The sequence below is a fragment of the Azoarcus sp. DN11 genome (assembly GCF_003628555.1).
Classification (GTDB): domain Bacteria; phylum Pseudomonadota; class Gammaproteobacteria; order Burkholderiales; family Rhodocyclaceae; genus Aromatoleum.
Genome location: NZ_CP021731.1, coordinates 1,935,942 through 1,949,040 on the forward strand (window position 1 = coordinate 1,935,942; position 13,099 = coordinate 1,949,040).

Below are 13,099 nucleotides of genomic sequence, written 5' to 3' on the forward strand. Positions count from 1 at the left end.
CATGCACCCCGCTTCGGTGATTACCAGGCGATCAGCCGCGTCCGCCATGTCCGCTCGATTCGGGGCGTTCGATGCGCTCAGGACGCTCGACGCGTTCAACACGTTCGACCCGCTCAGGGCGTTCGACACGTTCAACGCGCTCGACCCGCTCGGGGCGTTCGACGCGTTCAACGCGCTCGACCCGCTCGGGGCGTTCGACGCGTTCAACGCGCTCGACCCGCTCGGGGCGTTCGACGCGCTCGACTTGCTCCGGACGTTCGACACGCTCAGGACGCTCGGCGCGTTCGGCGCGTTCGACGCGCTCAGGACGTTCGACGCGCTCCGCGTGCTCGACGCGCTCCGCGTGCTCGACGCGCTCCGCGTGCTCGACGCGTTCGGCACGCTCGACCCTCTCAGGGCGATTCTCCCTGCCTTCGTGTTCGATGAGGTCTCGCGTCTCGACGCGCTCGCGGTCGCGCACGATCTGGCCAACGTCGTTACGGCGGATATCGGTGCGGGTCTCGACCACTGCGCCATTGACGATCTCGCTGCTGCGGGTGCGCTCACGCACGACCACGCCGTCCGCGTTGGTGCGGGTGTCGGTGCGGCTCTGATCGAGGAGCTGTCCGTCGGCGCTGAAGGTCTGCACGATGACACGAGAGCGTGCGGGTGCTTCGCCGGTGGCGTTCAGAGTGCGGGTACGGGTCACGGTGATCGTGCCGTCAGGATTGGTCACCTTTGTGACGGTCTGGATGGGGTTAGCGCCGTTCGGCTGGTCGTCGTCGACGGTGCCGTCGCCACGCAGCTTCACGCCATTGACGATGTCGTCGTTCACGGCGTGTGCCACACCGGGCTGGTCGTCATCGACGGTGCCGTTGCCACGCACTTTCACCCCATGGACGATGTCGTCGTTGTCGACGGCGGCGCCAACTGCGCCGGGCTGGTCGTCATCGACCGTACCGTCGCCGCGCACCTTGACGCCGTTGGCGTTGAAATCATCCGCGCCGGCAGCGACGACGTTTGTGCCAAGGGCAGCCAGCAATACGGTGGCAGCACAAAGGGGCACGCTGATCCACGGAAATTTTTTCATTGCTTCCTCCTAACTCTGTCGGACGTGGGAAAATTTCCCGCGCAGTCGAAGCATAGGTTGGGGGGGGCTTGCGTCAAGGTGGATTCCCGTCGAGTTTGTATCAGGGTGTGTGCTGAATCGAAGCCGTAAACGGGCGGAGGCCCGGCCGGTTTCCCGGGCCGGGCCTCCGCTCACGTCAGCGCGAGCCGATTCAGGCGGTCGCGAGCGGGATCTTGCCGATCTTGACCTGCCACTCCTTCGGGCCCGTGTTGTGCACGCTGGTGCCGTTCGAATCGACCGCGACGGTCACCGGCATATCCTGCACGTCGAACTCGTAGATCGCTTCCATGCCGAGATCGGCGAACCCGACGACCCTGGCGGTCTTGATCGCCTTCGCGACGAGGTAGGCCGCGCCGCCGACCGCCATCAGGTAGGCCGACTTATTGTCGCGGATCGCGTCGATCGCGGCGGGGTCGCGCTCGGCCTTGCCGACCATCGAGATCAGGCCGGTCTGCTCGAGCATCATGCGGGTGAACTTGTCCATGCGTGTCGCGGTGGTCGGACCGGCGGGGCCGACGACTTCGTCGCGTACCGGATCGACCGGGCCGACGTAGTAGATCACGCGGTTGGTGAAGTCGACCGGCAGCTTCTCGCCCTTCGCCAGCATGTCCTGGATGCGCTTGTGCGCGGCGTCGCGGCCGGTCAGCATCTTGCCGTTCAGCAGCAGCACCTGGCCCGGCTTCCACGACGCGACTTCTTCCTTCGTCAGGGTGTCGAGGTTCACGCGCGTGGCGACCTTGGTGTCGGCTTGCCAGGTGACGTCCGGCCAGTCTTCCAGCTTCGGCGTTTCGAGCTTCGCCGGTCCCGAGCCGTCGAGTTCGAAGTGCACGTGGCGGGTTGCGGCACAGTTCGGGATCATCGCCACCGGCAGGCTCGCCGCGTGCGTCGGGTAGTCGAGGATCTTGACGTCGAGCACGGTCGTCAGGCCGCCGAGGCCTTGTGCGCCGATACCCAGCGCATTGACCTTCTCGAAGAGTTCGAGACGCAGTTCCTCGACGCGCGAGAGCGCCGCGCCGGAAGCGGCCTTTTCCTTGAGTTCGTGGATATCGACCGGCGCCATCAGCGATTCCTTCGCGAGCAGCATCGCCTTTTCTGGCGTGCCGCCGATGCCGATGCCGAGGATGCCCGGCGGACACCAGCCGGCGCCCATCGTCGGAACCGTCTTCAGCACCCAGTCGACGATCGAGTCGGACGGGTTCAGCGCGTAGAACTTGGTCTTGTTTTCCGAGCCGCCGCCCTTGGCCGCACAGATCACCTCGACGTGGTCGCCCGGGACGATCTCGTAATGCACGACCGCGGGGGTGTTGTCCTTGCTGTTCTGGCGCTTGCCCGCCGGATCGAGCAGAACCGAGGCGCGCAGCTTGTTGTCGACGTTGGTGTATGCGCGGCGCACGCCTTCGTTGATCATTTCCTGGACACTCATCTTCGAGTCCCAGCGGACGTTCATGCCGACCTTCAGGAAGACCACGGCGATGCCGGTATCCTGACAGATCGGGCGATGGCCTTCGGCGCTCATGCGCGAGTTGGTCAGGATCTGCGCGATGGCGTCCTTCGCAGCGGGGCTTTCCTCACGCTTCCAGGCCTCGCCGAGAGCCTTGACGTAGTCGAGCGGGTGGTAATAGCTGATGTACTGGAAGGCATCCGCGACGGACTGGATCAGGTCTTCTTCGCGAATCACGGTCATGGCGCATCTCCTGGTAAGGCCGGGTCACTCGGTAGGGGCGCAATTCTAACAGCCTGCGGGGGACAACGTCCCCGCGGAAGGGGAATGTTCCGCTGCAGAGGGGTGTAAGTCCTGTGTAAGATATACAGCCTTAAATGCCGACCAGATCGCGAAAGCAGCATTTTTGGCGAACGACAAACAAGACCGGCTCGACCGGTCGGCCCCCGCAGGGCGCTTCAATTGCTTTGAATTGTTGAGGAGAGGTCAGTATGTCGAACGAACAGCAGCCCCGTATGTATTACCCGTCGGAAGAAATCGTCAAGAACGCCGCTGTCTCGGGCATGGAAGCGTATCGTGCGCTGTGCAAGGAAGCCGAGGACGACTACGAGGGTTACTGGGCGCGCCAGGCCCGCGAGCTGGTCGAGTGGAAGAAGCCTTTCACCCAGGTCCTCGACGAGAGCAACGCCCCCTTCTTCAAGTGGTTCGCCGACGGTCAGCTGAACGTCTCCTACAACTGCCTCGATCGCAACGTCAATAACGGTCTGGGCGACAAGGTCGCGATCATCTTCGAGGCCGACAACGGCGAGGTGACCCGCGTCACCTACAAGGATCTGCTGGCGCGCGTGTGCAAGTTCGCCAACGCGCTGCGCGGCATGGGCGTCAAGAAGGGCGACCGCGTCGTCATCTACCTGCCGATGTCGATCGAAGGCGTCGTCGCGATGCAGGCTTGCGCCCGGATCGGCGCGACCCACTCGATCGTGTTCGGCGGCTTCTCCGCCCAGGCGCTGCGTGATCGCATCAACGACGCCGGCGCCGTCGCGCTGATCACCTCCGACGGCCAGTTCCGCGGTGGCAAGGCGCTGCCCCTGAAGCCGATCGCCGATGAGGCGCTCGGAATGGGCGGCTGCGACAGCATCAGGAATGTGATCGTCGTCCAGCGCACCGGCGGTGCCTGCACGATGGTCGAGGGCCGCGACAAGTGGTTCCACGACGTGTGCGCGAACCAGGCCGACACCTGCGAGCCGGAATGGGTCGATGCCGAGCATCCCCTGTTCCTGCTCTATACCTCGGGTTCGACGGGCAAGCCGAAGGGCGTCCAGCATTCGACCGGCGGCTATCTGCTGCTCGCGATCCTGACCATGAAGTACACGTTCGACATCAAGCCGAACGACATCTTCTGGTGCACCGCCGACATCGGCTGGGTGACCGGCCACACCTACATCACCTACGGCCCGCTTGCCTGCGGTGCGACCGAGATCGTGTTCGAAGGCGTGCCGACCTACCCGGACGCCGGCCGTTTCTGGAAGATGATCCAGGACCAGAAGGTCACCGTCTTCTACACCGCGCCGACCGCGATCCGCTCGCTGATCAAGGCGTCGGAAAACACCCCGAACGTCCATCCGAAGAACTACAACCTGTCGAGCCTGCGCATCCTCGGCTCGGTCGGCGAGCCGATCAACCCGGCCGCGTGGGAGTGGTACTACGAGAACGTCGGCGGCAGCCGCTGCCCGATCGTCGACACCTTCTGGCAGACGGAGACCGGCGGCCACATGATCACCCCGCTGCCGGGCGCGACCCCGCTGGTGCCGGGCTCCTGCACGCTGCCGTTCCCGGGCATCATGGCTGCGGTCGTTGATGAGACCGGCACCGAAGTGCCGAACGGGCAGGGCGGCATCCTCGTCGTCAAGCGTCCGTGGCCGGCGATGATTCGCACGATCTGGGGCGACCCGGAGCGCTTCAAGAAGTCCTACTACCCGGACGACTTCAAGGGCAAGCTGTATCTCGCCGGTGACGGCGCGATCCGCGACAAGGACAGCGGTTACTTCACGATCACCGGCCGTATCGACGACGTGCTGAACGTCTCGGGCCACCGCATGGGCACGATGGAAATCGAATCGGCGCTCGTGGCGCACGAGAAGGTGGCCGAGGCCGCGGTCGTGGGCCGTCCGGACGACCTGACCGGCGAAGCCATCGTCGCCTTCGTCGTGCTGAAGGGCTCGCGTCCGACCGGCGAAGAGGCCAAGGCGGTGATCAAGGAGCTGCAGAACTGGGTCGGTCACGAGATCGGGCCCATCGCCAAGCCCAAGGACATCCGCTTCGGCGAGAACCTGCCCAAGACCCGTTCGGGCAAGATCATGCGCCGGCTGCTGCGTCAGCTGGCGAAGGGGGAGGAGATCACCCAGGATACGTCGACGCTCGAGAATCCGGCGATCCTGGAACAGCTCAAGCAGTCTGCGAGCTGACCCTTTCATGACGGGTGACCGGTCCGCCAGAGGCCGGCCCCGGACAAGAACGATTTGGGGCATGCCGGCGCGAGCCGGCAGTGGGGGGAGGAGAAGGCGCGCGCAAGCGCGCCTTTTTTTTCCCGAGGGCGGTTCAGGTCCGCGGGCCGCCAAGCGGGCATCGGTATACTTCGCATAGCCATCGTCATCATGAGGAAGCCATGATGCGCAGAGATCTGGCGGGGCAGAGGCTCGTCGCAGCGTTCCTGGGGGGGGCGTTGCTGTTCAACTATCCCGTGCTGTCCTTGTTCGACAAGTCCGCCCCCTTTTTTGGCATGCCCATGCTCTGGGTGTGGCTGTTTGCCGTGTGGGCAGCGCTGATCGCCGTGGTCGCGTGGGTCGCGGAGCGGGGTGCGCGGTGAGGAGCCACGGATGCTCTCGGGCACGGTCGTAGTCGCGGCGTCGTTCGCGTACCTGATGGTGCTGTTCGCGGTTGCCTGGTACGGCGACCGGCGGGCGGAGCAGGGGCGTTCGATCATCGCGAATCCATGGACCTATGCGATGTCGCTCGCCGTGTACTGCACGGCGTGGACCTATTTCGGCAGCGTCGGACGTGCGGCCTCGGGCGGAGTGTGGTTCCTGCCCATCTATCTCGGTCCGACGCTGGCGATGAGTCTGTCGTGGATCGTGATGCTGAAGATGATCCGCATCTCGCGCACCTACCGCATCACCTCGATCGCCGACTTCATTGCCAGCCGCTACGGCAAGAGCCATCTGCTGGGCGGCCTGGTGACGATCATCGCCGTGGTCGGCATGGTTCCCTATATCGCGCTGCAGCTGAAGGCGATTTCCAGCGGCTACGCCGTGCTCACCGGCAGCGACGACACCGGCGTCTTCCCCTTCGCCACGGCGAGCTGGTTCAATGACGGCACGCTCTACGTCGCGCTCACGCTGGCTGTGTTCACGGTGCTGTTCGGTGCGCGCCACCTCGACGCCGCGGAACGTCATGAAGGCATGGTCGCGGCGATCGCGTTCGAGTCGGTGGTCAAGCTGCTGGCCTTTCTCGTTGTCGGCGGCTTCGTCACGTGGAGCGTGTACGAAGGATTCGGGGACATCTTCGCGCGCGCCTTCGCGAATCCCGACCTTGCCGCGTTGCTGAGCCTGCAGACGGCGAGTACGGACGGCTACGGCGGCTGGTTCGCGATGACGCTTCTGGCGCTGCTATCGGTGATCTTTCTCCCGCGCCAGTTCCAGGTGACGGTCGTCGAAAACGTGAACGAGCAGCATCTGCGCCGCGCGACCTGGCTCTTTCCGGCCTACCTGCTGCTGATCAACATCTTCGTGCTGCCGATTGCGCTCGGTGGCCTGCTGTATTTCGGGCGGGGCACCGTCGACCCGGATACCTACGTCCTGTCGCTGCCGCTCGTGCACGGCGAAAAGGCGCTCGCGCTGCTGGCATTCATCGGGGGACTTTCGGCTGCAACGGGGATGGTCATCGTCGAGACGATCGCCGTGTCGACAATGGTCTGCAACGATCTCGTGATGCCGCTGCTGCTGAGTACGAAGCGCTTCAAACGCAGCGTTCACCCGGATCTGACCGGGCTGTTGCTGGGCATCCGGCGCGGGGCGATCGTCGTCGTGCTCCTGTTGGGCTATCTGTATTTTCGCCTTGCCGGCGAGGCCTACGCGCTCGTGAGCATCGGATTGATCAGCTTCGCCGCGGTGGCGCAGTTCGCGCCGGCGATGCTGGGCGGGATGTACTGGCGCGGCGGCACGCGGGATGGCGCGTTTGCAGGCCTGCTGGCGGGCTTTGTGGTGTGGGCCTACACGCTGATGCTGCCGTCGGTGGTGAAGTCGGGCTGGCTCGACCTGGACTTTCTCGACCAGGGGCTCTTTGGCCTGGCGTACCTGCGCCCGGAACAGCTCTTCGGCCTAGCGGGGCTGGACAGCATCAGCCACGCCCTGTTCTGGAGCCTGACCGCGAACGTCGCCTCTTACGTGCTGGTATCGCTCACGCGGGTGCCGACGGGGCAGGAGGCCACGCAGGCGACGCTCTTCGTCGACGTCTTCAGCCGTGGCCAGGGCGTGCCCGCAACTTTCTGGCGCGGCAGCGCCGAGGTGCACGATCTGCAGCCGCTCGTGGCGCGCTTCCTGGGCGCTGAACGCGCACGGCGGCTGTTCGAGGCCTATGCGCGCGAGAGGGGCGCCCGCAGCATCGGGGAGCTCAAGCCGGACGCGGAGCTGGTGCAGTTCGCCGAAACGCAGCTCGCCGGCGCGATCGGCAGCGCCTCCGCGCGCGTGATGGTGTCGTCGGTGGTGCAGGAGGAGCCACTCGGGCTGGACGAGGTGATGGACATCCTCGACGAGGCCTCGCAGGTGCGCGCGTATTCGCACGAGCTGGAGGAGAAGTCGCAGGCGCTGGAGGCTGCGACCGCGGAGCTGCGCGCCGCGAACGAGCGCCTGACCGAACTCGACCGCCTCAAGGACGATTTCATGTCTTCGGTGACGCATGAACTGCGTACCCCGCTGACCTCGATTCGCGCGTTTTCCGAGATGCTGCTCGATGATCCGAAGATCGAGCTCAAGGAACGCACGCGCTTCCTCGCGATCATCGTATCCGAGACCGAGCGCCTGACGCGACTGGTGAACCAGGTCCTGGACATGGCCAAGATCGAGTCGGGCCATGCCGAGTGGCACAACACCGACATCGACATGCGCGAACTGGTCGGACATGCGGCGGAGACTACCGATCAGCTGTTCCGGGATCGCGGTGCAGTGCTCGAAATCGATCTGCCCGATACGTCGCCGCATTTGCGCGCGGACCATGATCGCCTGTTGCAGGTGCTGCTTAACCTGCTCTCGAATGCGGCCAAATTCGTGCCGAACGGTGGAGGTGTGGCGCGAGTGCGACTGAGCGCCGAGGCTGGACAGGTCCGAGTCGACGTGACCGACAACGGTCCGGGCATTGCGCCCGAACAGCTCGGCGTGATCTTCGAGAAGTTCCGCCAGGGCGGCGACGAGCGGTCGCGCCCGCAGGGCACCGGACTGGGACTGCCGATCAGCCGCCAGATCGTCGAGCACTTCGGCGGGCGGCTGTGGGTGCAGTCGCGCCCCGGCGAAGGTGCGACATTCAGCTTCGTTCTGCCGCTGCCGCTCGAGCGTGAGCGGGGTGCGGGTCACGCAATGACTTAGAATAGAAGAAGGAAAGGGGAGAGCATGGCCAAAAGAATACTGATTGCCGACGACGAACAGAATATTGTCATATCACTCGAGTTCCTTATGAAACGCGAGGGCTACGAGGTGAGTGTCGCCAACGACGGGGACGAGGCAGCGCGGCGCATTCGCGCCGAGAAACCGGATCTCGTTCTCCTCGACGTGATGATGCCGAAGAAGAGCGGCTTCGAGGTTTGTCAGGAGGTGAAATCCAATCCCGAATTGCAGTCGGTCCGGATCCTGATGCTCACGGCGAAGGGGCGCGACACCGAGGTCGCGAAGGGACTCGCCCTCGGGGCGGATGCCTACATGACCAAGCCGTTCTCGACGAAGGAACTCGTGGAGCGCGTACGCAGCCTGCTTGCGGAGCGTTGAGCGAATGACTGCTCGCGCCCGTTTCATCCTGGCGGTGTGCATTCTCGCGCTTCTCATGACCGGCCCCTTCGTCGTGACGGCGGGCCTGGTGTGGCTCGAGACCGGCGCGGCCGACCGGGGACGGCTGATCGACGTGGTCGTGCCGCATCTTCCGCTCGGTGCGTTGATGACCATCGTCGGCTTCGCGCTCGGCATGGTGGTCGTGCGCAACCTGTTCCGGCATTACGTGCAGGGGCTGCTGCGCATGGAGGAGCATCTCAAGCTGATGCTCGGCGCCAACCGCGAATTCCGCGTCAAGCCGGAGGGGCCGCCCGAGGTGCAGGCGCTGGCGCATGCGGTCAACACGCTGGCGCAGCAGCGCGACGCGCTGATGCAGGACGTCGAGGCGCAGATCGCGCATGCGAAGCATTCGGTCGAGGAGGAAAAAAACCGCCTTGCCGCGCTGATGTCGGAGCTCACGCAGAGCGTCGTCGTGTGCAATCTCGACGGTCGCATCCTGCTTTACAACCACCGTGCGCGTCAGCAGTTCCGCGCGCTGTCCGACGCGCCGGCCGTCGCCGGCGGCGGCGAGCTGATCGGGCTCGGGCGCTCCATCTACGCGGTGTTCGAGCGCAACCTCATCAACCATGCGCTTGAGAGCATCGAGCACGGCCTGCGCCGCAGCGCGGTCCAGCCGGTCGCCAACTTCGTCACCACGACGCGTGCGGGCCAGTTGCTGCGTGCGCAGATGGCGCCGGTGCTGGCCGTGGGGCAGGGGAGCGACAGCGAGCGCGCGATCACGGGCTTCATCCTGATGCTCGACAACATCACGCGCACCTTCGAAACCGAATCGAAGCGCGACCAGATGCTGCACACGCTCACCGAAGGCAACCGGGCGGCGCTTGCCAACGTGCGTGCGGCGGCCGAGATGCTCGAATACCCGGACCTGCAGGAGGAGCTGCGCGAGCGCTTCCGCACCGTGATCCGGGACGAAGTGCGGGCGATGAGCACCCGCCTCGACCATACGGCAAACGAGTTCGCCGATTCGCTGAAGGCGCGCTGGCCGCTCGAGGAAATGCTCGGGGCCGACCTCATCGCCGCGGCGCAGCGCCGCATCGAGAACGTCGTCAAGCTGCCCACCAAGCTGGAGGAGATCGACGAGTCGCTGTGGGTGAAGGTCGACAGCTTCTCGCTGCTGCAGGCGCTGACTTACCTTGCCAACCGCCTGTCCGACGAGTTCGAGGTGCGCGAGGTGCGTTTCCGTCTGAGCGCCGCGGGCCGGCTGGTCCACCTCGATCTCATCTGGTCCGGCCAGGCGATGAGCACCGAGACGGTGATGAGCTGGGAACTGGAGCCGATGCGCTTTGCGGATGAGAACAGTCCGCTCACGGTGCGCGATGTGATCGAGCGCCACGATGGCGAGATGTGGCTCGAGCGCGAGAAAGTGCGCCACCGCGCGTTCTTCCGCATCCTGTTGCCGGCCGCGATGCCGCAGGAACAGCTCGACGAGGTGGCCATCCTGCGCGGAAAAGGCCGGCCGGAGTATTACGATTTCGACCTCTTCAACTGGTCCGACAAGTCGCGTGCGCTCGACGACCGCCTGCTCAGCGAACTGACCTATACAGTGTTCGACACGGAAACGACGGGGCTGAATCCGTCCCAGGGTGACGAGATCATCCAGATCGGCGCGACGCGCATCGTCAACGGCAAGCTGCTGCGCCAGGAGTCGTTCGAGCAACTCGTCGATCCCGGCCGCTACCTGTCGCCCGAGTCGGTGCAAATCCACGGCATCACCCACGACATGCTCAGGAACCAGCCGACGATCGAGGCGGTCCTGCCGGCCTTCCATGCGTTTGCCGAGGACACCGTGCTGATCGCGCACAATGCTGCGTTCGACATGCGCTTCCTGCAGATGAAGGAGGAGGCGACGGGCATCCGCTTCGACCAGCCGGTGCTCGATACGCTGCTGCTGTCGGCCGTCGCCCATCCGAACCAGGAATCACACCGGCTCGAAGCGATCGCCGAACGGCTGAACCTGCCCATCATCGGCCGGCACACGGCGCTGGGCGACGCGACCGTCACGGCAGAGGTCTTCCTGAAGCTGATCCCGTTGCTGGCCGAAAAGGGTATCCATACGCTGCGCCAGGCGCGCGAGGCCGCGGAACAGTCCTACTACGCGCGGGTGAGGTATTGATGCCTGATTCCGGGCAGGGAGCCATGACCCGCGCCACTTCCATCGCGCAGCGGGCGGTGCCGGCATGACGACCCCTTCTCTCTTCGCCCGCCGCCTGCGCCGGTATTACCTCTGGTACACGGTCAGCTTCATCACGTTCGTCGGCCTTCTTGCCCTCGGCGAGAAGATGGGAATGTCGGCGGGAATGATCGGCCACATCTTCCTGTTCGCGACCATCGCGATCTACGCGGGTATCGGCGTCATGAGCCGTACCGCCGACGTGACCGAATACTACGTCGCCGGTCGCCGCGTGCCGGCCGTATTCAACGGCATGGCGACGGCGGCGGACTGGATGAGCGCAGCATCCTACATCGGCCTCGCCGGCACGCTCTATTTCTCCGGATTCGAAGGGCTCGCCTTCGTGACCGGCTGGACGGGCGGGTTCGTCCTCGTCGCGCTGCTGCTGGCGCCTTACCTGCGAAAATTCGGCCAGTACACGATTCCGGACTTCCTCGGTGCGCGCTACCAGGGTAACGCCGCACGCGTCGTCGGCCTGATCGCCGCAGTGATCGCGAGCTTCGTGTACCTGGTGGCGCAGATCTACGGCGTCGGCCTGATCACCAGCCGTTTCGTCAGCATCGAGTTCGAGATCGGCCTGTTCGTCGGCCTCGCGGGCATCCTCGTCTGTTCCTTCCTCGGCGGCATGCGTGCGGTCACCTGGACGCAGGTCGCGCAGTACGTAATCCTGATCATCGCCTATCTGGTCCCGGTTACCATCCTGTCGTACAAGGTGACCGGCGTGCCTGTTGCGCCCGTGATGTACGGGACCGTCCTCGGGCAACTGTCGGAAAAGGAAAATCAACTCTTCACCGATCCCGCCGAGGTGGCCGTGCGCAAGCAGTTTGGCGAGCGCGCCGGTCAGTATGCGGCCAAGATTGCTACCCTCCCGGATTCGCTCGACGCCGAACGACGCGAACTCATCGAACGGCTCAACCAGTTACGCCTCGAGAATGCGCCGGCTCGCGACATCGCGCACACCGAGCGCGCGCTGCGCGACTTGCCGCGCACGCCGGAGCAGGCGCGACAGCTGTGGGAGCGCGCCCGGGCCGATGCGCTCGAACGTTCGCACCTGCCCGCACGGCATGCGCAGGCCCATCCGGGCGACACGCCCGAACAGCGCCAGATCGCGCGTAACAACTTCCTCGCGCTCGTGTTCGTGCTGATGGTTGGCACCGCCGCGTTGCCGCATGTGCTGATGCGCTACTACACGACCCCCGGGGTGGTCGAAGCGCGCAAGTCGGTGTTTTGGGCACTGTTCTTCATCTTCCTGCTGTACGTCACGGCCCCGGCGTATGCGGTGTTCGCCAAGTGGGAGGTGTACAACAACCTCATTGGCACGAGCATCTCGATGTTGCCGAACTGGCTCTTCTCGTGGGGCAAGGTCGGCATGGTGAACATCGAGGACATCAACGGCGACGGCATCCTGCAACTCGCCGAGCTGAGCCTCAACACCGACGTGATCCTGCTCGCCACGCCCGAAATCGCCGGGCTTCCCTACGTCATCTCGGGGCTGGTCGCCGCAGGCGGCTTGGCGGCTGCGCTATCGACCGCCGACGGCCTGCTGCTCACGATCTCGAATGCGCTGTCGCATGATCTCTACTACAAGGTCATCAATCCCGGCGCCAGCACTCAGCGCCGCCTCGTCATCGCGAAATCGCAGCTGCTGGTGGTGGCCGCCGTTGCCGCATGGGTCGCGTCGATGCGCCCGGACAACATCCTCTTCATGGTCGGCCTCGCATTCTCGATTGCCGCGGCGGCGTTCTTCCCCGCGCTGGTGCTGGGCATCTTCTGGAAACGCGCCAACCGCCCGGGCGCGGTCGCCGGCATGCTCGCCGGGCCCGCGGTCACGATCTACTACTTCGCCCGCACGCACGCGTTCTTCGGCGGTTCGATGGACAACGCCTGGTTCAACATCAGCCCGATCTCGAGCGGCGTCTTCGGCGTCCCGCTCGGCTTCCTCGCGATCGTTATCGTTAGCCTGCTCACCCGCCCACCACCACCTGAAATTGGCGCCCTGGTCGACTTCGTACGTTACCCACGCCTCCCGGCCGACGATCCGGGCATGTTTACGGAGTCGACATAGGTAGCGACCGTGTACCGGCCGCCGCGCGGGTACGCCCTCGGTAGAAGGAGAAAATGGGGGTTCCGTAAACCATCTGTTCTGCTACAATGCGCGGCTCCACGGAGAGATGGATGAGTGGTTTAAGTCGCACGCCTGGAAAGCGTGTTCAGGGTAATACCCTGACGCGGGTTCGAATCCCGCTCTCTCCGCCAGTAACACCACCTAGGCCTTAAGTGGCGTAGGT

Annotated in this window: 8 protein-coding genes and 1 tRNA gene; 7 read left to right on the plus strand and 2 right to left on the minus strand. The window is 64.9% G+C overall.

Features of this window, described 5'->3' with window-relative positions:
* Positions 1-31: 31 nt before the first annotated feature.
* Together CDA09_RS08900 and CDA09_RS08905 are read right to left on the minus strand one after the other, a co-directional pair.
* Positions 32-1,069 (minus strand): hypothetical protein, encoded by a 1,038-nt coding sequence (locus CDA09_RS08900; protein WP_121428291.1) that lies wholly within the window; start codon positions 1,067-1,069, stop codon positions 32-34.
* Between the two features lie 190 nt (positions 1,070-1,259).
* A complete protein-coding gene (locus CDA09_RS08905; protein WP_121428292.1) occupies positions 1,260-2,792 on the minus strand; it encodes a fumarate hydratase in 1,533 nt (510 codons plus the stop codon).
* Positions 2,793-3,040: 248 nt separating this feature from the next.
* Here CDA09_RS08905 and acs point away from each other — a divergent pair, with 248 nt between their 5' ends.
* The 7 genes from acs to CDA09_RS08940 all read left to right on the plus strand — a co-directional run bounded on the left by acs (position 3,041) and on the right by CDA09_RS08940 (position 13,067).
* On the plus strand, positions 3,041-5,014 hold the full coding sequence (acs, locus tag CDA09_RS08910) for an acetate--CoA ligase (RefSeq protein WP_121428293.1): 1,974 nt from the start codon (positions 3,041-3,043) through the stop codon (positions 5,012-5,014).
* A gap of 203 nt (positions 5,015-5,217) precedes the next feature.
* Positions 5,218-5,415, plus strand: coding sequence for a hypothetical protein (locus CDA09_RS08915; protein ID WP_174718484.1), 198 nt, complete (start codon positions 5,218-5,220; stop codon positions 5,413-5,415).
* Positions 5,416-5,425: 10 nt separating this feature from the next.
* Entirely contained in the window at positions 5,426-8,185 is a 2,760-nt protein-coding gene (locus CDA09_RS08920; protein WP_121428295.1) for an ATP-binding protein, read from the plus strand.
* A 24-nt stretch (positions 8,186-8,209) separates the two neighbouring features.
* Entirely contained in the window at positions 8,210-8,581 is a 372-nt protein-coding gene (locus CDA09_RS08925) for a response regulator transcription factor (RefSeq protein ID WP_121428296.1), read from the plus strand.
* Positions 8,582-8,585: 4 nt separating this feature from the next.
* Positions 8,586-10,754, plus strand: a complete 2,169-nt coding sequence (locus tag CDA09_RS08930; protein WP_121428297.1) for a 3'-5' exonuclease — start codon at positions 8,586-8,588, stop codon at positions 10,752-10,754.
* Positions 10,755-10,818: 64 nt separating this feature from the next.
* Positions 10,819-12,876 (plus strand): VC_2705 family sodium/solute symporter, encoded by a 2,058-nt coding sequence (locus tag CDA09_RS08935; protein WP_121428298.1) that lies wholly within the window; start codon positions 10,819-10,821, stop codon positions 12,874-12,876.
* A gap of 100 nt (positions 12,877-12,976) precedes the next feature.
* Positions 12,977-13,067 (plus strand) — tRNA-Ser (locus CDA09_RS08940).
* Positions 13,068-13,099 lie beyond the last annotated feature (32 nt).

Bases quoted from the DNA above. Each gene is read 5' to 3' on its own strand.
- CDA09_RS08935 (WP_121428298.1), top strand. From the start codon at position 10,819: ATGACGACCCCTTCTCTCTTCGCCCGCCGCCTGCGCCGGTATTACCTC.
- CDA09_RS08915 (WP_174718484.1), top strand. From the start codon at position 5,218: ATGCGCAGAGATCTGGCGGGGCAGAGGCTCGTCGCAGCGTTCCTGGGG.
- acs (WP_121428293.1), top strand. From the start codon at position 3,041: ATGTCGAACGAACAGCAGCCCCGTATGTATTACCCGTCGGAAGAAATC.
- CDA09_RS08900 (WP_121428291.1), bottom strand. From the start codon at position 1,069: ATGAAAAAATTTCCGTGGATCAGCGTGCCCCTTTGTGCTGCCACCGTA.
- CDA09_RS08925 (WP_121428296.1), top strand. From the start codon at position 8,210: ATGGCCAAAAGAATACTGATTGCCGACGACGAACAGAATATTGTCATA.
- CDA09_RS08920 (WP_121428295.1), top strand. From the start codon at position 5,426: ATGCTCTCGGGCACGGTCGTAGTCGCGGCGTCGTTCGCGTACCTGATG.
- CDA09_RS08930 (WP_121428297.1), top strand. From the start codon at position 8,586: ATGACTGCTCGCGCCCGTTTCATCCTGGCGGTGTGCATTCTCGCGCTT.
- CDA09_RS08905 (WP_121428292.1), bottom strand. From the start codon at position 2,792: ATGACCGTGATTCGCGAAGAAGACCTGATCCAGTCCGTCGCGGATGCC.